Origin of the sequence: Chryseobacterium sp. ON_d1, from assembly GCF_006829085.1 — a bacterium.
In the GTDB taxonomy this organism is placed as follows: Bacteria; Bacteroidota; Bacteroidia; order Flavobacteriales; family Weeksellaceae; genus Chryseobacterium.
In genome coordinates, this window is sequence record NZ_BJTC01000002.1 from 294,010 (window position 1) to 319,402 (window position 25,393).

27 protein-coding genes and 1 other RNA gene are annotated in these 25,393 nt (G+C 36.8%); 25 read left to right on the top strand and 3 right to left on the bottom strand.

The features are described from left to right. Positions 1-69 precede the first annotated feature (69 nt). From uvrA to CRS_RS04750, 3 genes are all read left to right on the top strand, one after another. Positions 70-2,901 (top strand): excinuclease ABC subunit UvrA, encoded by a 2,832-nt coding sequence (gene uvrA / locus CRS_RS04740; RefSeq protein WP_142722930.1) that lies wholly within the window; start codon positions 70-72, stop codon positions 2,899-2,901. Between the two features lie 8 nt (positions 2,902-2,909). After that, positions 2,910-3,509, top strand: a complete 600-nt coding sequence (locus CRS_RS04745) for a hypothetical protein (RefSeq protein ID WP_142722931.1) — start codon at positions 2,910-2,912, stop codon at positions 3,507-3,509. Positions 3,510-3,787: 278 nt separating this feature from the next. Beyond that, on the top strand, positions 3,788-4,192 hold the full coding sequence (locus CRS_RS04750; protein ID WP_142722932.1) for a hypothetical protein: 405 nt from the start codon (positions 3,788-3,790) through the stop codon (positions 4,190-4,192). Positions 4,193-4,472: 280 nt separating this feature from the next. Here CRS_RS04750 and CRS_RS04760 read toward each other — a convergent pair whose 3' ends face one another. After that, a complete protein-coding gene (locus CRS_RS04760) occupies positions 4,473-5,018 on the bottom strand; it encodes a hypothetical protein (RefSeq protein WP_142722933.1) in 546 nt (181 codons plus the stop codon). Positions 5,019-5,131: 113 nt separating this feature from the next. Between CRS_RS04760 and CRS_RS04765 the strand changes: the two genes are divergently transcribed. From CRS_RS04765 to CRS_RS04780, 4 genes are all read left to right on the top strand, one after another. Continuing rightward, positions 5,132-5,644 carry a DUF421 domain-containing protein gene (locus CRS_RS04765; protein WP_142722934.1) on the top strand — a complete coding sequence of 171 codons (513 nt, stop codon included), beginning with the start codon at positions 5,132-5,134 and terminating at the stop codon, positions 5,642-5,644. Positions 5,645-5,649: 5 nt separating this feature from the next. Beyond that, the gene (locus CRS_RS04770) at positions 5,650-6,141 is read left to right on the top strand and encodes a GNAT family N-acetyltransferase (protein ID WP_142722935.1); all 492 of its coding nucleotides are present in this window, start codon (positions 5,650-5,652) and stop codon (positions 6,139-6,141) included. A 186-nt stretch (positions 6,142-6,327) separates the two neighbouring features. Beyond that, positions 6,328-6,507, top strand: coding sequence for a quinol oxidase subunit 4 (locus CRS_RS04775; RefSeq protein ID WP_142722936.1), 180 nt, complete (start codon positions 6,328-6,330; stop codon positions 6,505-6,507). A gap of 161 nt (positions 6,508-6,668) precedes the next feature. Continuing rightward, positions 6,669-6,845, top strand: coding sequence for a hypothetical protein (locus CRS_RS04780; RefSeq protein WP_228451176.1), 177 nt, complete (start codon positions 6,669-6,671; stop codon positions 6,843-6,845). 37 nt (positions 6,846-6,882) lie between these two features. On the opposite strand, the gene CRS_RS04785 is transcribed toward CRS_RS04780, so the two are convergent. Further along, positions 6,883-7,197, bottom strand: coding sequence for a DUF4286 family protein (locus CRS_RS04785; RefSeq protein WP_142722937.1), 315 nt, complete (start codon positions 7,195-7,197; stop codon positions 6,883-6,885). A 149-nt stretch (positions 7,198-7,346) separates the two neighbouring features. Here CRS_RS04785 and gyrA point away from each other — a divergent pair, with 149 nt between their 5' ends. The 7 genes from gyrA (at position 7,347) to CRS_RS04820 (ending at position 14,703) form a co-directional block, all read left to right on the top strand. Further along, a complete protein-coding gene (gene gyrA / locus CRS_RS04790) occupies positions 7,347-9,938 on the top strand; it encodes a DNA gyrase subunit A (protein ID WP_142722938.1) in 2,592 nt (863 codons plus the stop codon). A 29-nt stretch (positions 9,939-9,967) separates the two neighbouring features. Further along, a complete protein-coding gene (locus CRS_RS04795; RefSeq protein WP_142722939.1) occupies positions 9,968-11,002 on the top strand; it encodes a M48 family metallopeptidase in 1,035 nt (344 codons plus the stop codon). A 326-nt stretch (positions 11,003-11,328) separates the two neighbouring features. Continuing rightward, complete coding sequence (locus CRS_RS04800) at positions 11,329-12,165, top strand: 1,4-dihydroxy-2-naphthoyl-CoA synthase (RefSeq protein WP_142722940.1); 837 nt, start codon at positions 11,329-11,331, stop codon at positions 12,163-12,165. Between the two features lie 98 nt (positions 12,166-12,263). Then, a complete protein-coding gene (menA, locus tag CRS_RS04805) occupies positions 12,264-13,193 on the top strand; it encodes a 1,4-dihydroxy-2-naphthoate octaprenyltransferase (protein WP_142722941.1) in 930 nt (309 codons plus the stop codon). A 17-nt stretch (positions 13,194-13,210) separates the two neighbouring features. After that, positions 13,211-13,657, top strand: coding sequence for an SRPBCC family protein (locus tag CRS_RS04810; protein ID WP_142722942.1), 447 nt, complete (start codon positions 13,211-13,213; stop codon positions 13,655-13,657). 2 nt (positions 13,658-13,659) lie between these two features. Continuing rightward, a complete protein-coding gene (locus tag CRS_RS04815) occupies positions 13,660-13,947 on the top strand; it encodes a hypothetical protein (RefSeq protein WP_142722943.1) in 288 nt (95 codons plus the stop codon). A 69-nt stretch (positions 13,948-14,016) separates the two neighbouring features. Beyond that, positions 14,017-14,703, top strand: coding sequence for a metal-dependent hydrolase (locus CRS_RS04820; protein WP_142722944.1), 687 nt, complete (start codon positions 14,017-14,019; stop codon positions 14,701-14,703). A gap of 117 nt (positions 14,704-14,820) precedes the next feature. Here the strand turns inward: CRS_RS04820 and ffs are convergent. Further along, positions 14,821-14,918: signal recognition particle sRNA small type (gene ffs / locus CRS_RS04825), an RNA gene on the bottom strand. 131 nt (positions 14,919-15,049) lie between these two features. Between ffs and CRS_RS04830 the strand changes: the two genes are divergently transcribed. The 11 genes from CRS_RS04830 (at position 15,050) to CRS_RS04880 (ending at position 25,379) form a co-directional block, all read left to right on the top strand. Continuing rightward, positions 15,050-15,652, top strand: coding sequence for a DUF4199 domain-containing protein (locus tag CRS_RS04830; protein ID WP_142722945.1), 603 nt, complete (start codon positions 15,050-15,052; stop codon positions 15,650-15,652). 16 nt (positions 15,653-15,668) lie between these two features. Then, complete coding sequence (locus tag CRS_RS04835; protein ID WP_142722946.1) at positions 15,669-16,619, top strand: glycosyltransferase family 2 protein; 951 nt, start codon at positions 15,669-15,671, stop codon at positions 16,617-16,619. Further along, complete coding sequence (locus CRS_RS04840) at positions 16,619-17,011, top strand: hypothetical protein (protein ID WP_142722947.1); 393 nt, start codon at positions 16,619-16,621, stop codon at positions 17,009-17,011. Before CRS_RS04835 ends, CRS_RS04840 begins: the two co-directional genes overlap by 1 nt. Positions 17,012-17,117: 106 nt before the next feature. Beyond that, on the top strand, positions 17,118-17,507 hold the full coding sequence (locus CRS_RS04845) for a lipocalin family protein (protein ID WP_142722948.1): 390 nt from the start codon (positions 17,118-17,120) through the stop codon (positions 17,505-17,507). 189 nt (positions 17,508-17,696) lie between these two features. Next, a complete protein-coding gene (locus tag CRS_RS04850; RefSeq protein WP_142722949.1) occupies positions 17,697-18,398 on the top strand; it encodes a GIN domain-containing protein in 702 nt (233 codons plus the stop codon). A 178-nt stretch (positions 18,399-18,576) separates the two neighbouring features. Beyond that, entirely contained in the window at positions 18,577-20,292 is a 1,716-nt protein-coding gene (locus tag CRS_RS04855) for a phospho-sugar mutase (RefSeq protein ID WP_142722950.1), read from the top strand. A 17-nt stretch (positions 20,293-20,309) separates the two neighbouring features. Further along, complete coding sequence (locus tag CRS_RS04860; RefSeq protein WP_142722951.1) at positions 20,310-21,221, top strand: hypothetical protein; 912 nt, start codon at positions 20,310-20,312, stop codon at positions 21,219-21,221. 23 nt (positions 21,222-21,244) lie between these two features. Beyond that, positions 21,245-22,498, top strand: coding sequence for a pyridoxal phosphate-dependent aminotransferase (locus CRS_RS04865; RefSeq protein ID WP_142722952.1), 1,254 nt, complete (start codon positions 21,245-21,247; stop codon positions 22,496-22,498). A gap of 275 nt (positions 22,499-22,773) precedes the next feature. Continuing rightward, entirely contained in the window at positions 22,774-23,760 is a 987-nt protein-coding gene (locus CRS_RS04870) for a phosphatase PAP2 family protein (RefSeq protein WP_142722953.1), read from the top strand. Positions 23,761-23,896: 136 nt separating this feature from the next. After that, positions 23,897-24,619 (top strand): 3-deoxy-manno-octulosonate cytidylyltransferase, encoded by a 723-nt coding sequence (gene kdsB / locus CRS_RS04875; RefSeq protein WP_142722954.1) that lies wholly within the window; start codon positions 23,897-23,899, stop codon positions 24,617-24,619. 97 nt (positions 24,620-24,716) lie between these two features. Then, entirely contained in the window at positions 24,717-25,379 is a 663-nt protein-coding gene (locus tag CRS_RS04880; RefSeq protein ID WP_142722955.1) for an outer membrane lipoprotein-sorting protein, read from the top strand. The last annotated feature ends 14 nt before the right edge of the window (positions 25,380-25,393 follow it).

Below are 25,393 nucleotides of genomic sequence, written 5' to 3' on the forward strand. Positions count from 1 at the left end.
ATTCAAAAAAAGTCTATAAAATTTCGTATTTTTGCACGTTGTGATTTTCAGGCAAAATCACCCCAAATTATGAGTAAATCAACAGAATATATAGAAGTTTACGGGGCACGTGAACACAACCTTAAAAATATTAATGTAAAAATTCCACGTAACGAGCTTGTCGTGATTACAGGCCTTTCAGGAAGTGGGAAATCGTCACTGGCTTTCGATACTATTTTTGCAGAAGGCCAGCGTCGCTATATTGAAACGTTCTCTGCCTATGCACGTCAGTTTTTAGGTGGATTGGAACGTCCTGATGTAGATAAAATTGAAGGGCTTTCTCCGGTGATTGCCATTGAGCAGAAAACGACCAATAAAAACCCGCGTTCCACCGTTGGAACGGTTACTGAGCTTTACGACTTTCTGCGTCTTCTGTATGCCAGAGTTTCGGATGCATATTCTTTGTCTACAGGGCAAAAGCTGGTAAGTTATACCGAAGACCAGATTCTTGAGACCATCAAAGAAAACTATAAAAAAGAGAAAATCATGCTTTTGGCGCCTGTAGTGCGTTCCAGAAAAGGGCATTATCATGAGCTTTTCGTTCAGATGGCTAAAAAAGGTTATGGTCAGGCCAGAATCGATGGTGAATTACAGGATATTGAATATGACTTAAAACTTGACCGTTATAAAACCCATGACATCGATATCGTTATCGACCGTTGGATTATTGGAGAAAATGCCTCAGAAAGCAGAATGGAAAAATCATTGCGTACGGCAATGGAAATGGGGGAAGGAATTATCGGAATTCAGAAGCTGGGGAGTACAGATATCGAATACTTTTCCAAAAATCTGATGGATGCTGAAACCGGACATTCTTTGGCGCTGCCGGAACCGAATACTTTCTCATTCAATTCACCGAAAGGAAGCTGTCCGAACTGTAAAGGGCTGGGAACCATCAAAAAGATCAATACTGATTATTTCATAGACAATCCTAAACTGTCTATTAACCAGGGAGGATTATTACCATTGGAAGATATCAAGTCTAACAAATGGATTCTGTCGCAGATTAAAAGTATTCTTGAGATCTTCGGATTAGGATTAACAACACCATTAAAGGAGATTCCTGAAGAAGCACTGGATTATATCTACAATGGCTGTCACAAAGAATTCAATAAAGACCTGAAATACGCAGGAATTACCAAAAAAATTAAAATCAGTTTTGATGGTTTAATTGCTTTCATGGAAGAAATTATTGATGAAAGAGAATCTTACGAAGCCATTTTATTAGAGAGACATTTTACCACAGAAGAAACCTGTCCGGAATGTCATGGAACCCGTCTTCAGCCTTCAAGCTTAAGTTTTAAAATTGACGGAAAGAATATTGCTGAGGTGAACGGACTAAGCTTAGCAGATTTAAAAGAGTGGCTGGCTGATGTTAAAGACAAATTCTCAGAAAAAAATAAAATCATTGCTCATGAGATCTTAAAAGAGATTGAAACCAGACTTCAGTTTTTGCTGGATGTTGGTTTGGATTATTTAAGTCTGAGCAGAAGTTCAAAAACACTTTCAGGAGGAGAATCGCAGAGAATCCGTCTGGCAACACAGATCGGTTCTCAATTGGTGAATGTATTGTATATCCTCGATGAACCAAGCATCGGACTTCACCAGAGAGATAATGAAAGGCTGATAAATTCTCTGAAAAACCTTAGAGATATCGGAAACTCTGTATTGGTGGTGGAGCATGATAAAGACATGATCCTGGAAGCTGATGAGGTCCTGGATATCGGTCCTAAAGCCGGAAAATTCGGTGGAGAGATCCTTTGGCAGGGGAAACCGAAAGATCTGGTGAAAGCTGATACCATCACTGCTCAATACATCAATGGAAAAAGAAAAATTGAAATTCCTGCAGAAAGAAGAGCAGGAAGTGGTAAAAATATTGTTTTAAAAGGTGCAACAGGAAATAATCTTAAAAACGTAACCTTAGATATTCCTCTTGGAAAGCTGGTGGTAGTAACAGGGATTTCAGGAAGCGGAAAATCTTCTTTAATTAACGGAACATTATATCCGATCCTTAACAAACACTTCTACAGAGCAGTTCAGGAGCCTTTGCCTTACAAAAAAATTGAAGGGTTAGATAATATTGATAAAATTGTAGATGTAGACCAGACTCCAATCGGGAGAACTCCACGCTCGAACCCCGCAACCTATACCGGAATGTTTACCGATATCAGAAACCTGTTTGCAGAGCTGCCGGAAAGTAAAATCCGTGGATATAAACCGGGAAGATTCTCTTTCAACGTAAAAGGCGGAAGGTGCGAAACCTGTCAGGGTGGAGGATTGAAAGTGATTGAAATGAATTTCCTTCCGGATGTATATGTTCATTGTGAAACCTGTAACGGGAAACGCTTCAACAGAGAAACCCTGGAAGTTCGTTACAAAGGAAAATCAATTTCTGACGTATTGGATATGACCATTGATGAAGCGGTAGATTTCTTCCAGCCGATTCCTAAGATTTTTGCAAAAGTGAAAACATTGCAGGACGTAGGTTTGGGATATATTACCTTGGGACAGCAGTCGACAACCCTTTCAGGTGGTGAAGCACAGCGTATCAAGTTGGCAACCGAACTGGCAAAAAGACAGACCGGAAATACCCTTTATATCCTTGATGAACCCACCACAGGACTTCATTTTGAAGATGTAAAAATCCTGATGGATGCCATTAATCAGCTGGTGGAGCTCGGAAACTCATTCATTATCATCGAACATAATATGGATGTGATCAAATTGGCAGACCATATTATTGACGTTGGGCCGGAAGGAGGAAAACATGGCGGGCAGATTGTAGCACAGGGAACTCCTGAAGAAATAGTAAAATCGAAGAAAAGTTTGACCGGAAAGTTCTTGAAAAGAGAACTGGAATAAAGATTCATATGAAAACGCTGGCGCAAAAGAACGGAAGAAATGCAAGTTATTTTGAAATCAAAGAAGATGGAATCTTTGTAAAAAATGATTTTACCAAAGAGTTGCATGAATATAAAGTTCATTTTGCAGATATTTATGACGATGAGACTGTCTTTAGAAAAACAAAAGATTGGGTGCTTTTGGCAATCACTGTATCGGTCGTATTCAATTCCATATTGCTTACGATTGTGATCAACCAAACTTATAAGCTCTCTACGTCATCAGGAATGATTGTTTTTGTGATTGCTCTGTTTCCGTCTCTTATTGTAGCCGGCTTGTGTAACAGTGAATTCAAAACAGTAAGTTCTAAGAGTCTGGCCGCTGCAAAACCGATTAATTTTTCCTATTCTAAAAAAGAAAGGGAAGAAGTGGATGCCTTTATTGCTGAAATTAAGGAGTGCAGAAAAGAGTATTATCTGAAAGAGTATTACAGAGTTGACAATCTGATTCCTGTTCATACACAGATTGCAAGGATTCACTGGCTTTATGAAAATAAATATATTTCAGAAAGTGATGCTCAATTTATTATTGATGAACTTGAAACCCTAAGAATAATTAAGGGATTATAAGGTGATCAAAGTATAACGAAAAGAATCTGCGTGAGCTGATTCTTTTTTTTATCTAACTTTTTGAAATTAGTATTCTAAAAACATAATTATTTACGCTGAAAGTTACCTCCAATATTAAATTTTCAATTATTTAAAAATTTATAATACTGATAATCAATTAATTGAACTTTAATGTTAACTCAATGTTAACTCAATGTGAAATTAATATGAATTATTTTTAATAACTTTGATTAAGAGATACAAAAACAGGTTAGTATAATATTTAAAATCAGTTAGTTATGAAAAATAAAATTCAAGTATGCGTTGCTTCACTTTTGGTCTGCGGATTTGCTGCTGTTATGGATACTGCTAAAGCTCAGACTACAGATCATAATACCATTCAGGAAATCCAACTGAATAGAAGTGAAACTTTTAATGATATCAGAAATAAACTGGAAGCTAACTTTGACCTTACCAATCCGGATTATAAACAGGGAACTGTAAATTCAGTGGTGAAATTTGATATTGCAAAAAACGGAAAAATTGTTAATGTTCATTCTACAGGAGACTGCAAAACCGTGAGCAGGGAAATTGAAACGGTATTAAGCGATCTTGATTATAGAGTTGACCGCAAAAAACTGACTGATAATATGGTTGCTTATACTTATGTGATGCCCGTAACAGTAGAGATTCACAGCAGATAATATTGATTGCATATTATTCAATTATATGTGAATAATGAAAACTTATCAGATTAAGTTGTAATAAAGAATAAACAGATACGTTTTAATTTTGGGCTACCATAAAATTAAAACTATATGAAAAATTTAAAAAAGCTGACGAAATCAGATTTGAAGTCAGTGTACGGAGGAGAGCCTAAAAAATACTGTACGTTTTGCGAATGGGCAAATAAAGTAATTTGCAGCGATGTGCCAATTGTTCAATGCCCGTAAAAAACAAAGCCGCTTTTTATAAGCGGCTTTTCTATTGCTTTGTACTTTGAACAAATGCTGTTAATCTTGTTTTAAGGTCTTTAGAATTTCCTATTTTATCAAAAGTAACATTATCTACTTTCCACCCTTTTTCTGTAAGAACAAGGCATACAGTATCCGTCCATACAACTTTCGGCGAAGCTAAGCTGTATTCAAATGCAACCAACGCTTCTGCAGTGTTATCTTTTATCTTGACAGAGGTAATTTTATAACTTGTAAATCCCTCATACAAACTGGAAAAAAGAGCGCCTTCAAAGATCAATGGTTTTTCATCAGGATGATCACTTTTTTTCACCCTTTCAATATCTGCTTTTGACGCATTGATGGCGTCTTCCAAATCTCTTTTCAAGTTCGGGGAAAATAATTCACCTGAAATCGGGTGATTATAAATGACCTCATTAGACCTGCCGTATATCGTGTAAAGTTCCTTTACCTTTTCATGGATAGCCGCATCCGAAGATAGAATAGGTTGCTTCTCATCTTTTTTACAGGATACAAAGAATAGAAAGATTCCTAAACAAAGAAATAAATTTTTCATAGAATTTTTTTGTGGTATATTCAAAGTCCCAATGTCAAAATTTATACCAAATCTGTTCATAATTATTTTTTGCAAATCACAAAAAATGATACATTTGAGTAGATAAAAAAATTGTGGATCCTATTCTTAACGTTGCTGTCCGTTCCCTGTGCGTTTACCTTTTTATGGTAATTGCTATCCGTCTATTTGGCAAAAATCAACTTTCCCAGCTTAATGCGGGAGATGTAGTGCTGTTACTGCTGATTTCAAATGCTGTCCAGAATGCAATGGTAGGTCCGGATACGTCTTTACAGGGAGGTATTGTTGCAGCGTTGGTTCTGTTTGTTGCCAATTTCATTTTAAAAAGGCTGATGTTTTCCAGCCGCTCATTTCAGTCTTTTATGGAAGACGAGCCGGTTATTCTTATCAGGGATGGAATCGCAGACCAGGCAGCCCTGAACCGGGTAAAGATTACAGAAAGTGAACTGGAAGAGGCCATAAGAGAACATGGAATAGAAAATATACAGGATGTAAAGTTGTCTGTACTGGAAGTGGATGGGAATATCAGTGTCGTTTCTCAGGACGAAAAGAGTAAACAGACTCATTATTCGAGAATTAAAAGAAAAATCAAAAGAAAATATCATTAAATACGATGAATTACGAATTAAGAGAAATGCTTCCCAGTGACGAAGCCAGAGTACTGGAAATTTTCCGCCAGGGAATAGACGGTGGAATTTCCACTTTTGAAACAGAAGTTCCAACTGCTGAAGCCTGGAGCATGGGGTATTTTAACGACTGCCGCTGGGTATTGGAAAATGAAAATAATGAAGTGGTAGGATGGTGTGCCTTAAAACCGGTCAGCAAAAGAGAATGTTATAAAGGAGTTGCAGAGGTAAGCATTTATTTTGATAATGAATACCAGGGAAAGGGACTGGGTTCCGTATTGCTTAAAAAATTGATTTTGGACAGCGAGGATCACGGATTCTGGACATTACAGACCAATATCTTCTCCGAAAATGAAACTTCTATCAGATTTCACCAGAAAAACGGTTTCAGAACAGTAGGGGTCCGTAAAAAAATCGGAAAACTCAACGGAGAGTGGAAAGATCTTATCCTGATGGAAAAAAGGAGTGAAATCATCTAGAATTAATTGATGATCTTATTGATAAGCAAACTGATCTCCATAACGAAATTCTCTCTTGACTAGCGAAGCAAAATTGACCATTGGCCATAAAAGACTGTATACTCCAATTTTGCACCTTGAATTTTTAATTTTTGAGCTTTTGGCATTACCATTGTTATATTCATTAAAATTGAAAAAGTGGAAATAATGAAAAGTGCAGTTAAGATTACAGGAGCTCTTATTATATTATGCATGATGACATCATGTGTCGCTTATGATAGCGGATATCAGACCAAGAGGCTTCCTCCGGGACAAGCTAAAAAGATATACGGAGGAAGTGCAAAGGACTATGCTCCGGGACAGGTAAAAAAGAGAAACGGTTATTAATGGACATAGAAAATAAAAACATTTACAGTCAGTTTTAACATACATTAGCTTAATTTCAATTTCTTTTGGCATTAACATTGATCTATTTCGCTATCGAAATTGAAAAAGTGAAAATAATGAAAAGTTTGTTTAAAATTGTTGGGGCAGGCATAGTCCTTTTAATGCTGTCATCTTGCGTAGTCCACGAGCCGTATGGCAGAAGAATGCCGCCGGGTCACGCAAAAAGGTATTATGGCGGAAGTGCAAGGTACTATGCACCGGGTCATGTAAAGAAAGTGTACATTTATGACGATCGTGGCCATCATCACAGAGGCCGCGGTCATGGACATCACAGATAAAAAGAAAAGCACTGATTTTTTTCAGTGCTTTTCTTTTTTATAATCTGGATTTTTTCGGATTAAGGAAAGTATTAAAAATCATCACTTCCTGTCCGAACTTTTTCTCTATTCTTTCAGAAATATTCAGAAGCTCGCTTTTAATGAAATCTTCACGCAGTTCATCATTATCAAAAATTAACAGGAGATTATAATTTTTGCCCTCTTCAATATAGTCACTGTGTACCTCAGAAAGTATATATTTGTTGACATCCATCAGGTTTTCAGTCATTAAAACCAGTGTTTCATCAATATAATTTTCCCATTCTGAGAGGTTATCTTTTGTACAGTGGAAAGTTATACTTAATACGCTCATATTTTTATGAATTTTTAAGATTTTTTGGATAAATTCTACCGCAAAAATCGGCTTTTTTTTCGTAAATTAGCCCGTTAATAAAAATTGGAAATAAATAATTTTCAGACTTACAGCTAAGAGTTTGAATATCATTACAATAAAATTTGTTTATGCAAAAAGAAGGAGAAAGACTGATTCCTATCAACATTGTTGATGAAATGAAGTCGTCTTACATCGATTATTCGATGTCGGTTATCGTTTCAAGAGCGTTACCGGATGTAAGAGACGGCTTGAAACCCGTTCATAGAAGAGTACTGTATGGTATGTATGGACTAGGGGTGTTTTCTAATAGAAAATATTTAAAATCTGCGAGAATTGTTGGGGACGTTTTGGGTAAATACCACCCGCACGGAGATTCCTCTGTATACGATGCTATGGTAAGAATGGCCCAGGACTGGAGCCTACGTTATCCTCAGGTAGACGGGCAGGGTAACTTCGGTTCAATGGATGGTGACCCGCCTGCAGCAATGCGTTATACTGAGGCAAGATTGAAAAAAATCTCTGATGAGGTTCTTTCAGACCTGGACAAAGAAACGGTTGATTTTCAGAATAACTTTGACGACAGTTTACAGGAGCCTACAGTAATGCCGACTAAAGTTCCGAATCTTTTGGTAAATGGTACTTCGGGTATTGCAGTAGGAATGGCAACCAATATGGCGCCGCACAACCTTTCAGAATCTGTAGATGCAATCTGCGCTTATATCGATAACAAAGAAATTACGATCGATGAATTAATGCAGCACATCATTGCTCCTGATTTTCCTACAGGAGGTATCATTTATGGATATGACGGAGTAAGAGACGCTTTCCATACAGGAAGAGGGAGAGTGGTTTTAAGAGCTAAAGTTAACTTTGATGAAATCGGAAACAGAAACGCTATCATCGTTACTGAGATCCCTTATCAGGTGAACAAAGCTGAAATGATTGCCAGAACAGCAGAGCTTGTTAAAGACGAAAAAATCCCTGGTATCCACGAGATCAGAGACGAATCGGATAGAAAAGGACTTCGTGTTGTTTACGAATTGAAAAACGATGCTATCCCGAATGTTGTTCTGAACCTATTATATAAATATACAGCACTTCAGACTTCTTTCAGTGTAAACAACATCGCATTGGTACACGGAAGACCGGAGCAGCTGAACCTTAAAGATATCATTCATCACTTTGTAGAGCACAGACATGAGGTAATCGTAAGAAGAACCCAGTTTGAGCTTAAAAAAGCAAAAGAGAGAGCGCATATCCTTGAAGGATTCATGAAGGTGATCGGAACTCAGGATGCTTTAGACAGAGCAATTTCCATCATCCGTCACAGTGCCAATCCTCAGGCTGCAAAAGAAGGCTTGATCGAAGCATTTGAGCTTTCTGATATCCAGGCACAGGCAATCCTTGATCTTAGATTAGCCCGTCTTACAGGAATGGAGCTTGATAAGATCCGTGATGAATACGATGCGATCATGAAAGAAATAGCGAATTTGGAAGATATCTTAGCCAATGAGCCGAGAAGATTCCAGATCATCAAAGAAGAACTACTTGAAATCAAAGAAAAATACGGAGACGAAAGAAGAACTGAAATAGATTACTCAGGAGGAGAAATGTCTATCGAAGATATTATCCCGAACGAATCTGTAGTTCTTACTATTTCTCACGCAGGATACATCAAGAGAACTTCACTTTCAGAATATAAAATCCAAAGCAGAGGAGGTGTGGGTAATAAAGCAGCCACAACAAGGGATTCAGACTTCCTTGAATATATCGTTTCTGCAACCAACCACCAGTATATGCTGTTCTTCACAGAAAAAGGAAGATGTTACTGGCTGAGAGTATTTGAAATTCCGGAAGGCTCCAAAACTGCAAAAGGAAGAGCAGTACAAAACCTTATCAACATTGAACCAGATGATAAGATCAAAGCTTATATCAGAACCAACAACCTTAAGGATTCTGAATACGTAAATCAAATGAGCGTTGTGATGGTAACCAAAAACGGAACCATTAAGAAAACATCATTAGAAGCCTATTCAAGACCAAGAGTAAATGGGGTAAATGCTATTGAGATCAGAGATAATGACCAGTTATTAGGAGCTTACCTGACCAATGGAACTTCTCAAATCATGATCGCTACCAAAAACGGTAAATGTATCCGTTTCCCTGAAGAGAAAGTAAGAGAAGTGGGTAGAGGATCTATCGGGGTAAGAGGTATCTTGCTTGAAGATGGTGACGAAGCTATTGGTATGATTGTTGTGAACGATGTTGAGAATGAAACAGTACTTGTGGTATCTGAAAAAGGATATGGAAAGAGAACTGCCGTAGAAGACTACAGAATTACCAACAGAGGAGGAAAAGGAGTTATTACCCTGAACATTACCGAAAAAACAGGAAATCTGATTGCCATTCAAAACGTAACAGACGAAGATGGATTGATGATTATCAACAAATCCGGTGTTGCGATCAGAATGGGAATGGATGAAATGAGAGTAATGGGTAGAAATACTCAGGGAGTAAAACTGATCAATCTTAAGAAAAATGACGAAATTGCAGCCATTGCAAAAGTAGAAATGGATAAAGATGTAGAAGAAGATTCTGAAGAAACTGAAGAGATCGAAGAAGGAATAGGATCGCTATTTGATAACCAGGAAAACGATGAGGCACCTCAATCTGAAAATGAAAATCAGGCAGAGGAAAATGAGAATGATTCTGAAGAATAAATTGTACAATTAAATATAAAATAGTTATTATGAAGAAACTAATTTTAGGAATAGCTATCGTAGCATCTGCTTTCGTTTTTGGACAGAAAAAAGATGCCAACGCTTTGAATGCTCAGCTTCAGGAAGCTAATAAAGTTGCTATGGATGCATATAATGCAAAAAATTATGCCGCTGCAGCACCTAAGTTTATAGAAGTCTATGACTTGCTAAAGGCTAACGGGCAGGATAACAAAATATATATGTATTATGCCGGGCTTAGTCATGCGTTAGCTAATAACAGTGATCAGTCTATCAAAATATATACAGACCTTGTTAATTCTGGCTTTACAGGAGTAGAAACTACCTACACTGCAAAAGAAAAGAAAACAGGACAGGTGGTAAATCTTGATAAAGCAACTTGGGAGCTTATGAAAAAGAATTCAGACTATACTGATTTCAAAACTGAGCAGACGAAAAGTATAGAGCCTGATTTGTATGAGACTCTGGCTTCCTTACTTCTTAATGCGAAAAAACCTGAAGCTCTTACAATTATTGAGAAAGGTTTAGCAAAATTCCCAAACAATGCTAAGCTTAAAGAAGCTCAGACTACTGCATATCTTCAGTCTGGAAATACAGATAAATTTGTTTCCGGATTAAAAGAGCAGTTAGCTAAAAATCCTAATGACCCTACAAACTGGTATAACCTTGGAGTAATGCAGGCTAAAACCCCTGCTACTGTTAATGATGCTATAGAATCATTCAAAAAAGCAATTGACCTTAAACCAGACTTTTCCGATGCATACCAAAACTTAGTGTATACTACCATTGGTGATGATGCTAAAGTAGTAGGAGAGATCAATGCATTAAGAAAAGACAAGCCGGATGAAGCTTCTAAACTGATTGATGCAAGAAGAGAGAGATTTGCTAAAGCATTACCATATGCTGAAGGTTGGTATAAAGCTAACCCGAAGAGCCTTGATGCTGTTTCTGCCTTAAAAGAGATCTATGTAGTAACTAAGAACATGGATAAAGTGAAAGAAATGAAAGCTAAAGAAGCTGAACTTACAGCTGCTGGAGCAAAATAATCATTTTGAGAACAACAGATATAAGAACCGGAACAGAAATGTTCCGGTTTTTTTATTTTAAACAGAAAGTGCTGAGGTTCTTATCCGGATTTTATGTTTCATGTAAATTGTAGACCTGTTATGATTTTGAATTAAATTTATAAACCTAACAGGTTTTTAAAACCTGTTAGGTTTAATTTTTATGCTCCCTGCTATGCAGTTTCTGTTGAAAATTGTTCATGCCGAATTCATGCATTCAGAATTTCTGTTTTTTATAGAGATGAACCTTAAATTTCACCTTCAGAAATTCTCTGTAATTCCGTATCTTTGAGAAAAATTTTTATAAGATGATCGAGTGGAAAACCGCTAAGGAATACGAAGATATTACCTATAAAAAATGTAATGGAGTAGCAAGAATTGCTTTCAACAGACCTGAGGTCCGTAATGCTTTCAGACCTAAGACAACTTCAGAATTATATGATGCTTTTTATGATGCTTATGAAGATCCTTCAATAGGGGTTGTACTGCTTTCAGGAGAAGGTCCAAGCCCTAAAGACGGAGGCTGGGCTTTCTGTAGTGGAGGAGATCAAAAAGCCAGAGGACATCAGGGATATGTCGGTGAAGATGGTAGACATCGCCTAAACATTCTTGAAGTTCAGCGTCTGATCCGTTTCATGCCAAAGGTGGTTATTGCAGTGGTTCCGGGATGGGCAGTTGGTGGAGGACATTCACTTCATGTTGTATGTGATTTGACTTTAGCCAGTGAAGAACATGCTATTTTCAAACAAACTGATGCTGATGTGACAAGTTTTGATGGCGGTTACGGATCTGCTTACCTTGCTAAAATGGTAGGACAGAAAAAAGCCCGTGAAATCTTCTTTTTAGGAAGAAACTATTCCGCTCAGGAAGCTTTTGAAATGGGTATGGTAAATAAAGTAGTTCCTCATGCGGACCTTGAAGATACGGCTTACGAATGGGCCCAGGAAATCCTTGCAAAATCACCAACATCTATCAGAATGCTGAAGTTTGCTATGAACCTTACAGACGATGGAATGGTTGGTCAGCAGGTTTTTGCAGGAGAAGCAACCCGTCTGGCCTATATGACAGAAGAAGCTCAGGAAGGAAGAAATGCTTTCCTTGAAAAAAGGAAGCCTAACTTCGGAGAAGATCAATGGATATCGTAAATATTGTATAAATGTATTCATGTAAAAAGTATTAATGATATAAGTATCGTTTTTATCATTTTACATGAATACATTTTACATGAATACAAAAAAATAATATGACTGATTGGATAAAAGCCGCAAGGCTAAGAACTTTACCGCTTTCTTTAAGCGGAATTATAATGGGAGCGTTTATCGCAAAATGGAGACTTTACAGAGAGGGAGGAATCTGGGACTGGAAGATTCTTGCCCTTGCTCTTTTGGTAACACTTTTATACCAGATTTTATCAAATTATGCCAATGATTATGGTGACGGAGTAAAAGGAACCGATGCCAAAAGAATCAATGAAGCAGAAGCGAGAGCCGTTGCATCCGGAAAAATTACGGCAAAACAGATGAAAAATGCAGTCATCCTTTTTGCTGTATTATCTTTTGTGGCTACGATTGCCTTGTTGTATGTGGCTTTCATTCCGAATTATATGAATGAATTCTATATCTTCATTGGATTAGGAGTAGCAAGTATTCTCGCAGCGATTGGGTATACGGTCGGTAAAAAACCTTACGGATATATGGGGTTGGGTGATGTTTTCGTATTCATTTTCTTTGGGCTTGTTTCAGTATGCGGAAGTTATTTTCTCTTTACAAAAACTTTCAGCTGGGATATGTTATTGCCTGGAACAGCTGTTGGAATGATGAGTATGGCCGTTCTTAACCTTAACAATATGAGAGATATTGAAAGTGATAGGCTGTCAGGGAAAAACAGTTTTGCGTTGAGAATCGGATTTAAAAACGCGATGATTTATGAAATGGTGCTGTTACAGCTTCCATTATTACTGATTCTTATGTTTTTAGGAGTAAATGGATTTATGCAGGAGCAAAACTACTATGTTTTCATTGTCATGATCCTGTTGTTTCCGTTATCAAAACTCAGAAGAAAGATTTTATCCGTAAAAGAACCAAAAGAATTGGACCAATATCTGAAGCAGGTAGGTATCATGACTTTTGTAATGGCAATCCTTACAGCAGCCGGACTTAATTTATTTCACTAAATCCAAAATATTATACCATGAGTTCTAATGCATACGTTGAAGCTCAAATGCTTATCAGAAAACCGGTTGAAAATGTTTTTGAAGCATTTGTCAATCCGGAAGTGACCACTAATTTCTGGTTCACCAAATCTACCGGAAAGTTAGAAGAAGGAAAGACGGTAATCTGGGAATGGGAAATGTACGGAGTAAAAAATGCAGTGAAAGTTCACCAGATTATTCCGAACCAGCTGATCAGAACAGAATGGGGAGAGCCTTCAGTAAACGTAGACTATGAATTCAAAACGATGGAGAACGGTACTCTTGTTGTCATCAAAAGCTACGGATTCAGTCAGACAGGTGAAGACCTGCTGAAAGTAATCAATGACAATACAGGTGGTTTTACAACGGTTTTAGACGGATGTAAGGCCTATCTGGAACACAGGATCAAGCTCAATCTGATTGAGGATAAATTTCCACAGAAATAGATATGAAGACTGCTTTAAAAATAACTTCGTGTTTATCCATTATTTTAGCTTTATTGCTTATTTATTATTTGATTGAAGAATTAAGGGAAGGTACATCAATTTTTGAAATTGATTTTATTCCTGCCTTTATTACATTGATTATTATTTCTAATGCTGTTTTAGCATTTTATCTGTTAATTGGAAAATTAAAACCAATGAAACCTGTATTGGTTATGCAGATTTTAATCATAATACCAACATGTCTGTTGTTGTATGAGTTTTTCTTAAAGCCACCAATGGGATGTTCTTAAACTAAAAATATATTTCTTCACCAGGTGTGAAGAATCCTATTTATTCAAAAATTTAAAACTAAATTTAAAATGAAAATACAATTCTTAGGGCAAAATTGCTTTCTGTTCACCTATAAGGACAAAACAATTCTAAGTGACCCTTTTTACAACTACAAAAAAGCAGAATCAGGTTTTGATATTGCTGCCCAAAAAATCGACTACATCCTGTTGACTCATGCACACGGTGACCATATTGCCGATGTAGGAGAAGTATTACAGCATTATCCTGAAGCTACAATCATCGGAGTTCCTGAAGTATGCGGATATTTCAAGCAGGCTAAAAATACAGATGATGTAAACCTCGGAGGATCGGCAAAAATCGACGATCTTAAAATTTCCATGGTTCCTGCTCACCATACAAGTTCTTTTCCGGATGGAAGCTATGGAGGCGTTCCTGTAGGGTATATCTTCAGATTGCCTGAAGGTAAGAATATCTATTTGGCTGGTGATACAGGAGTAATGGCGGATATGGAGCTGTTCCCGAGATTATACGGAAACATCGATCTTTCTATCCTTCCCATCGGAAGCCACTACACAATGTGCCCGAGAAAAGCTTCTTTTGCAGCAGCAGAGCTGTTAAAAACACCAAAAGTAATCGGATGTCACTTTGATACTTTCCCTGCTATTGAAATCAATCATGAAAGTGCATTAAAGCATTTTGCAGATAAAAATGTAGAACTTGTTTTACCAAAATTAGGAGAGACGTTCGAATTTTAATCCATAACGGAACAGGAGGTAATCTGAAAATTAGAAAAATGAAAATGATGCATAAGGTATTAAAAACAAAAAAAGATAATTATCAAATTACCTCTCTTCTTACTTTAAACCAAAAAAAAATGGCAAGCTACCTAAATCACACCGCTACGACCGATTACCTTTGCTGCGTTCCCACCCTGGAGGATTCTCAGGAGCTGGTTGTTTAGGACTTGCCGTTGCAAAGGTAGGAATATTTTATAAACTTCAAAACTTTATTAGAGAAAAATAGTCGAAAAAATGCAGTAGTAAAGCTAAACGCCTGACATTTAGAGGGAAAATTTTTCAACTTTTTTCTAAAAATTTAAATATGACGAAAAGTCCATCAACACTAGGAATTATACTTTTTATCGCTACAATGATCGTTTTTTTTGTAGTGTACACTTTTTTTTCAGGGATCAATTATTTTGATATCTCTTTGAAAGCCAATGCTTTTGTTTTGCCTGTTCTGTATGCAGGGGCTGCTTTCTGGTCTGTGAAATCATACTGGAATAACCATAGAGTAGTCAAATTCAAAGAAGCTTTTAAAAGAGCATTCGTTCCAATGTTTATCGGGGGAATTCTTTCCATTTTCAGTATTTATGCTTTTCTGAACTTCGTAGATCCTGCTGCCAAAAGTCTGTTGAACTATCAATATGTTCAAAGGCAGAAATCAGAACTCGATACAGAATATACTTCTGCAAGAAAAATTCTGAAGCACCAGAAAGATATTGATGAGCTGGATCAGAAATACAAAGAAAGATTACAAAGCTTCACTCCTGAGGCTGTTAAAGGAAAAGATATGCTTACCGCAAGTCATTTTTCAGGATATTTTGCAGCAATTCTTATATTTTACGTAGTTTTGTCGGTGTTTTTCGGAGCGTTTTTCAGAACAAGAACAATGCTTCAGCCCGAAGAAACCAATCAAGCCTAATTTTTATTAAAATTAAATGAATTTATCTATAGTTATTCCGTTACTGAACGAAGAAGACTCTCTGGAAGAGCTTTTTTCAAGAATTGATAGAGTATGCACAACCAGCAATTTATCTTATGAGATCTGGTTTGTAGACGATGGAAGTACGGATTTGTCGTGGAGTATTATTGAGAATATGAAAGTACAGTATCCTCAGATCCACGCGATTAAATTTTCCAGAAATTATGGAAAATCCCAGGCACTTCATGCTGCCTTTGAAAGAACAAACGGAGATGTGGTAATTACCATGGATGCTGATTTACAGGATTTCCCTGAAGAAATTCCGGAGCTGTACAATATGGTGATCAATGATAATTATGATATCGTTTCCGGCTGGAAAAAGAAGCGTTTTGACAATGTCATGACGAAAAATATTCCGTCAAAACTATTCAATGCTGCAGCAAGAAAAGTGTCAGGAGTTTATCTGCACGACTTCAACTGCGGTTTGAAAGCCTATAAAAGACAGGTTGTAAAATCTGTTGATGTATATGGAGATATGCACCGCTATATTCCGGTACTGGCTGCCAATGCAGGTTTCAGAAGAATTACTGAAAAAGAGGTACAGCACCAGGCAAGACCTTACGGAACTTCGAAATTCGGAACAGAAAGATTTATCAGAGGATTTCTGGATTTGATAACCCTTTGGTTTGTAAGTCGTTTCGGGGGAAGGCCAATGCATTTCTTTGGAGCAGTAGGAACTTTAATGTTTATTGTCGGTTTCCTTTCAGCCCTTTGGCTAGGGATTTCTAAACTGATTGATGTTGCCAGAGGAATCTATGGACATTTAATTACCAATAATCCATGGTTCTATATTGCCTTAACAATGATGATCATGGGAACACTGCTTTTTATCGCAGGATTCTTAGGAGAAATGATTATCAGAACCAACCGTGAGCACAAAAATTATAATATTGATGAAGTGATATAATGGAAGAAAAGCTGCCAAAAATTTATTCTAAAAAAGCCATTTTAGGATTTTCTATTTTTCTTTCCACTCTTTTCGGAGGAGTGTTGTTATACCAGAATTTAATAGAGGTGAACAAAAAGAAAGAAGCTTATACAGTGCTGGCAATATCTGTTCTATTAACCATTGTCACAGGAGTTATTGTCAATATTCCTGAAGAACCTAAAAGTTCGCTTGCTTATATATGCGGCCTTGGAGGGGGAAGTTTGCTTTCCTATTATTTTATGCCGAAGTATTTTCCGGACGAAGAAAAATATCCTAAAAAAGCGATATGGAAGACTTTGATTATCGGAGTGATTATAGTTGCAGTGCTTCTGTTTTTTATAATTTATACGGCTTCTGTTGAAAATGGCTAACAGGATAAGCTTATAGGTAATTAACTATTATGATTTAATATGACATATAAAAGCACTCTGTTTTGCAGAGTGCTTTTTGTATTTTTATACAAACCTTTTAACCTAAATGTTAAGACTTAAACCCATTATTTTTTATTCCCTTCTGTTTTTTACGGCTTCATGCTCAACCCATAAACTTTCCGGTTCCTGGGAATTTATTGACATTTATGATGGAGAGATCAATCGGAAAGATACATTGAAACCCCAAACAGACAATTCCATATATGGAACAGGAATTCTGACTTTTTATCGGAACGGTACTTTCAGTTCTATGGGGAATAGCGGTACTTACAAGATAAAAAAGAACCTGTTGAAAATGAAATATAATGATGATGAAAAAGTAACTCCAATGAAAATTTCCCATATAAGTAAAGATGCTCTGCTCTTATTTTCAATGGCGGGAAGTCCTAAAACCTGGTTTTATAAAAAAGTAAAGAAAAAGGAGGAGGAACAATGATCTTTTCCAAAGAAGTATAGAATTGAAAATTATCAGGTATTTTATTGTCAAAAGACAAAGATTTTTAGAAATTTTAATCCTATTTTTGTTCGGAGTAATTATTGAAGGTCTGGTAATAGGCATAAAAACCTTTCAGAGATTTTCAGTAAAAATCGTTGCGATTGTAATGTAGAATATTTAAAATTAAATATGAAAAAAATTGTATACACATTAATGCTGGTGGCAGTAGTTTCCTGTGGAAAAGTTTCTCCAAAAGGAAATATTGAAAAGAAAGATGTGGATGTATCGGAATTCGTCAATCTTGATCTTGAAGGAAAATTCCGTGTATTTTATGCCAGAGGGCCTAAAAATTTTGTGGAGATCGAAACTTATCCTAATGTGGCAGGTAATCTGGATGTAGATGTAAAAGACAAAACACTTTTCATCAAAGAAAAAAGAGGCACAAAAGGAGTTGATTTTTATAATGTAACAATCTATTCAAAATATAACCTGGAAAAAGTAGCCGTTTCAGACTCTGTGGAAATGAATATTTCAAGTGAAATTAAAACCGATAATTTCAGGCTTACCATGAAAAATAATGCCAGCTTCATGGGATCTGTAAATACCAGAAGAGCAGAAGTGGAAATGCAGAACAGAAGCCGTGCTAACTTTTTAGGATTAACAAAAGAAGCGGTTATAAAAATTTCAGATACAGCGAGTTTAATCGCTCCTTACTGGAAGATTACCAATCTGAATATTGATTCAAAAAATGGAAATTATGCAGAAGTAAATGTAAAAGATTCTTTAAAAGGACATATTCAGAACACTGCAAAATTTGTCTATTATAACGATCCGATCAGGGCATTTAAAATTGATAAGACGACGAAAGTCGAAAACAAAAAATTAGAGTAACCGGGCTGGAAGAGAAAAGCTGGAAGCTGGTTTTTTCATACTTCTTATTTTCTATATTAAACATGTTCTTTCAAGCTTGAAAAATAAAAAAAATAAAAAACAAAGCAGGAATTTTGAAGCCTGGCAGAATATAACTTCCAGCTTCCCTCTTCCAGCTTAACAAAAATTAGACATAAATATGAATACACTGGAAAAAGCGAAACTTTGGTTAAGTGATACCTTCGATAAGGAAACGAGAGACGCGGTACAATTACTGATTGACAGCAATTCCCCTGATCTGGAAGATTCTTTCTACAGGGAACTGGAATTTGGAACAGGAGGAATGCGTGGGATAATGGGAGTAGGAACCAACCGCTTGAATAAATATACATTAGGTCAGGCTACCCAGGGATTGGCAAACTATATGTTGCAGCAGTTTAAGGGAGAGGAAATTAAAGTGGCCATCGCTTATGACGTTCGTAATAACTCCAAAGAATTTGGAAAACTGGTGGCCGATGTTTTGACAGCCAACGGAATCAAAGTATTGCTTTTCAAAGATCACAGACCTACTCCGGAATTGTCTTTCACGGTCCGTGATAAAAAATGTAATGGGGGAATTGTGTTGACAGCCTCGCATAATCCTCCGGAATACAACGGTTACAAAGTATATTGGAACGATGGAGCACAGATTGTTCCACCTCATGACGAAGCAATTATCAATGAAGTATATTCTGTAAAATTCGAAGAAATTAAATTCAACGGAAATGATGATCTGATCGAATGGATCGGAGAGGAGCAGGACGATATTTATATCGATGCATGCATTGAAAACTCTACCTATCAGAACGTTGGAAAAGAAAATTTAAATGTTGTGTTCACGTCTATCCACGGAACAACCTATACCACTGTTCCTAAGGCTCTGGAAAAAGCAGGATTCAAAAAAGTGGATCTTGTTAAAGAACAGATGATTCCAAGCGGAAATTTCCCGACAGTAGATTCTCCAAACCCGGAAGAACCTGCAGCACTGGAAATGGCACTGGATCTGGCAAGAATTACCAATGCTGATATTGTAATCGGAACAGACCCGGATGGTGACAGATTAGGGATTGCTGTAAGAAACCTTGATGGTGAAATGCAGTTATTGAATGGTAACCAAACAAACACCATCCTTACTTACTATATTCTGAATGAGTGGAGAAAGCTGGGGAAAATTACCGGAAAAGAATTCATTGGCTCTACGATTGTAACTTCAGATATCTTCTTTGATATCGCTCAGAAATTCGGAGTGGAATGCAAAGTAGGTCTTACCGGATTCAAATGGATCGGGAAAATGATCCGCGAAGCAGAGGGAACACAGAAATTTGTATGTGGTGGAGAGGAAAGTTTCGGATTCATGACCGGAGACTTTGTTCGTGATAAAGACTCCTGCGGAAGTATCCTTCTAGCATGTGAAATTGCTGCATGGTGCAAAGCCAACGGAAAAACGATGTATCAGTACATGATCGAAATCTATGAAGATCTTGGAATGTATTATGAAGGATTGATCAATATCGTAAGAAAAGGAAAAGAAGGAGCGGAAGAGATTCAGAATATGATGAAGAATTTCCGTGAGAATCCTCCAAAAGAACTGGCAGGATCATTGGTGGAAGAAGTAAAAGACTTTAAAGAACAGACAAGCCTTACTATTTCTACCAACGAGAAAAAAGTAATGAATGATATTCCGGCATCCAATGTACTGATCTATTATACACAGGATGGAACCAAAGTATGTGTAAGACCTTCAGGAACAGAACCCAAAATCAAATTTTATGTTTCTGTCAAGGATTCCATTACTTCAGAAGCAGATTTCAGAGACAAATTAAAATCATTAGAAGCTAAAATCAGAGCTGTTAAAACAGACTTAAAACTGGATTAACTTTCTGACGACAGCAGATGATAAAACAGATTATAACAATATGTATACTCTCTGCAGCTGTAGTTTCCTGTAAAAAGGAAGCTGCAGTTTCAGAAGTAAAACCGGTACATGATTCAATTGCCGGAACGGAATCCAGAGAAGATCAGTACAAACCGATAGACACAGCTTGTTCATCCGGCAACAAAACGGAGGATTATATCAAATCACTTCAATGGTACCGGGCAAAAATTGAAAAAGAAATGGCTGGAAACAGTCCGGAACAGAATGACAAAGTATATGAAGATTATTTAAAAATAAGAAGTAAGTATACAGAATGTCTGATGAATTTGCATACCGGTGTTTTGGATAAATATGTGAATTATTATGATTCTGATAAGGATCAGTATAACTTTCCGGACAATATTAAAAAAATAGCTTCAGAACTGAAGAAAGCAGGTCTTGAATTCAGGGAAGTAGGCGAAGGAATGACCGAAATATGGACCATTCCGGGTTATTATTCTTCATTATTTAAGAATAAAGTAACTCCCGATTATGAAGCCTATATTTCACAGACAGATAAGGAAAGTGAATCCTACTATGCAGCAGACGCAGGTTTGATCATTAGCTGGGAACAGCTGGGAGACAGACTCATATTCTGGGAAAATTTTATGAATAAATATCCTGAAAGCAGGCTGATAAAGACTGTAAAACAGGATTATAATGATTATCTGTCCGATTATCTTTTAGGAATGGATAATACGCCAACTTACGAAAGAGAACCGGACCAAGGAACAGGAAAATTAAACGATGAAATCAAAACGGAATTCAACAGGATGATCAAAAAATATCCGAATTCCAATACTGCAAAGAAAGCAAAAGAAATAATAACCCTTTTTGATGCTCAAACACCAATAGATCAGATATATGAGAAGATCAATGGAGCACGATAATATAAATTTTAAATAAGAATAAAGTGAAAGTTTCAAAATTAGCAGCGAACCTGATCGGTTCTGAAATTGTAAAAATTGGTAACGAAGTAAATGATCTAAAAGCAAAAGGAGCGGAAATTGCCAATCTTACTATTGGTGATCTGAATTCTAATATCTATCCTATTCCGGCATTGCTGAAGGAAGAGATTCAGAAAGCATATCAGAATAATCTGACGAACTACCCGCCTGCAAACGGACTTTTATCTTTAAGAAAAGAAGTTTCCAAAGACCTTAAAAAAAGATGGAACCTGGATTATTCTCCTAACGATATCCTGATCACTGCAGGATCAAGACCATTGATCTATGCGGTATACAAAACGATCGTAGACGAAGGAGATAAAGTGGTTTATCCTACACCATCATGGAACAACAACCACTATGCTTACCTTACTTCAGCCAACGCTGTAGAAGTAAAGACAAAGCCGGAAACCAACTTCCTTCCTACTGCAGATGATTTGAGACCTCACCTGGATGGAGCTGTGTTATTAGCACTTTGTTCACCATTGAACCCTACGGGAACAATGTTTACAAAAGAGCAGCTTTCAGAAATCTGTGAGCTGGTTATTGCTGAAAACAAAAAAAGAGGAGCAGATGAAAAACCGTTATATTTAATGTATGATCAGATCTATTCTTGCCTTACTTTCGGTGCTGAGCACGTAGATCCGGTCTCTCTTTTCCCTGAAATGAAAGACTATACCATCTATATTGACGGTATTTCAAAATGCCTTGCAGCAACAGGAGTACGTGTGGGTTGGGGATTCGGTCCTTCTCATATCCTTGATAAAATGAAGGCACTTCTTACTCACGTGGGAGCATGGGCACCAAAACCGGAACAGGAAGCAACCGCTAAATTCTATGAAAATTCAGAGAATGTAGATATTTTCGTTGAGGATTTTAAAGGCAAACTTGAGAAAAGCTTAAAAGTTCTTCACAACGGAATTCAGGATTTAAAAGCAAAAGGGCTTGCTGTAGACAGCATTGAGCCGATGGGAGCACTTTATCTTACCATCAAACTTGATTATATAGGAAAAATAAAACCTGACGGAGGAGCCATTGAAAACTCTTCAGATCTGGTATTCTACCTGATCAATGAAGCTGGTGTTGCTTTGGTACCTTTCTCAGCCTTTGGAGAAGACAAGTCAGAACCTTGGTTCCGTGCGTCTGTAGGAGGATTGGCAACAGATGAGATCAAAGTAATGCTTCCGAAACTGGAAACTGCTTTGAACAATTTAAAGTAATCAGGAGAATTAATGTATAAATGTACCAGTGTAGCAGTTTACCAATTTTCTAATGGTAAGCATTCTACACTGGTACATTGTTTTTATTGATACATTTCGAGAGTTGAAGTATGGAATTACTTTTCTGATAAAATATATAAACTGATAAAACCTTTTATTTTACAAAAAAAATTAAATAATCCTTAAAAATTAAGTAAATATTTTGTCGGAAAGTCAACTTGGAATTACCTTTGGCGCTTTACACACTTAAATATAATAAAGTCGAAAATTACACGATGAGAAAACTGAGATTTCTACTCTTACCAGTTTCAATACTGGTATGCTCTCAAGAAGTGGATAGTCTGAAGATAAGCGAGCTGCCAAAGGATGCTGATCTGCCCAAAGTACAGACCTACACGTTAAAAGACGGTTCAGTAAGAACCTATCCCAAGCCCAGGCTATTGGATTTTGTCACCAAACTACCCAGAAACTTTATCAATACGAATAAAGATTTTGTAGCCAAAGATCATGCTTATTATCTGGGAGGTGCAGTTGCCAGCACTTTAATTCTTTTGCCATTTGATCAGAAACTGATTGATAATTCTAGAGAATTAGGGGGAAGATGGGGAATGGATAAAGATAACAACTACCACAAAATTGGAGGTATTTTTAAAATCCCAAAAGATATAGGTTCTACCTTATATCTGATAGGAAATGGCTCTACTTTGGTGCTAATTGGTATTGGTTTCGGTACCTATGGTCTGATTAAAAATGATTACAGAGCACAGGCTACAGCCAGCGGTTTGATGGAAAGTTTAATTCTTTCCGGGGTTTTCACTCAGACCCTTAAAAGAATTACAGGAAGGGAAAGCCCTTTTATTGCAGAGATAAATGGTAATAAAGGTGGCGACTGGAATCCTTTTCCGAGTTTTTCAGCATTCAGTAAAAACACTTCGAATTATGATGCAATGCCATCAGGACATTTGACTACTTTTATGGCGGGTATCACTGTGATAGCAGACAACTACCCGGATGCAAAATGGATCAAACCTGTAGGGTATACCCTGGCAGGTGCATTATGTTTTCAAATGATGCAGAGTAAGGTACACTGGGCCTCAGATTATCCTCTAGCCCTATTGATGGGATATTTCATAGGAAAAACAATTTCAAAAAGCAGATATACTTCAACCGAAGGTACGATAGGAAAGACGAAATATAATCTCAACTTTATGGCATCCCGTCAGTGGGAATACAATATGGTAGGGGTAAAACTTTCTTTTTAAATTTCCAAATCTCTGCTTTGTAGTAAATAAGATACTTTTCACTACATTTGGTCTGGATAAAAGGGTTGATTACGGTTTTATAAATACCGGGATGAAACTTGTTGAATTAAAAAGAATTACTTAATATTTTTATTGGATGAAAATAATCGCTGTCATTCCTGCACGTTATGAAGCAAGCCGCTTTCCGGGAAAACTGATGCAGATTCTGGGAGAAAAAACCGTAATCACTACGACCTATCAGAATGTAGTGGAGACCGGACTTTTTGATGAGGTATTTGTCGCAACAGACTCTGAAACTATTTTTGATGAAATTGTAAACAATGGCGGAAAGGCTGTAATGACCGGGCAGCATGAGACGGGAAGCGACCGTATTGCTGAAGCAGTGGAGAATATAGACTGTGACATCGTGATCAATGTTCAGGGAGATGAACCCTTCCTTAAACTGGAACCATTACAGCAGCTGATTGACGTTTTCAGACATGATGATCAACAGGAAATCTCTTTGGCTTCTTTAAAGATACAGCTGCATGAAAAAGAAGAAATTGAAAATCCGAATAATGTAAAAGTAATTACGGATAACAATGGCTTTGCACTGTATTTCAGCCGTTCTGTAATTCCTTTTCACAGGGAAGTTTCTTATCATGTAAGCTACTTTAAACACATTGGAGTGTATGCTTTCAGGAAAGAAGCTTTGCTCCAGTTTTCGAGGCTTGAGATGAAACCTCTGGAAATATCCGAAAAGATTGAATGTATCCGTTATCTGGAATATGGAATGAAAATCAAAATGATAGAAACCAATTTCATAGGAGTGGGTATTGATACACCGGAAGATCTGGAAAAAGCCAGAAAGCTGATTTAAAAAATAATAAGGCAAAAAGCAAATGATAATATTCGCTCTTTTGCCTTTTTGCAATTTTACATAAATCCCCCTATATTTGAATTTATAAATAAAATTAATGAAGAAGTTATTATTAGTATTTGGACTGATATTTTCACATGTGACATTTGCACAGACCGCAAAGGAAATTATTGACAAGAACATTGAATTATCCGGAGGGTTAACCAATTGGAAATTATTGAATTCTGTATTGCTTCAGGGAAAAGTGGTATTGGGAATCAAAGATGAATATCCGATAAGAATTTTTCAGCAGCGTCCTAATCTTACTAAAACATTGATTACTACCGGAGGAAAAGAAACAGCAATTGAAGGTTATGACGGAACTAAAGGATATGCAATGAACTATGCGGCCAATAAACTTCAGGAATATCCTGAGTACGTACCGGAAAGTTTTGATAATGACTTTATCGATTGGGAAAATAAAGGTTTTGAGGCTAAATATCTTGGAAAAGAAAAAGTGGGAGAAATCTACTGCCATAAAGTAGAACTGACCAAGAATGTCAATAAGAATATGTATTACTTTGATGCAAAAACTTATATGCTGATCAAAGAGGTGAAAAAAGATGAAACGCTGGTATATTCTGATTTTAAAAAAGTTGGAAACCTTACCATGCCTTTCAGAATAGAATCTTCAAGTGCTAAAAAAGACGGAGACTATGTGATGCTGTTAAACAGAATTGATATCAACAAAGTATTTCCGGCTAATATTTTTAAATTTTAATTCAACGGCAGTTC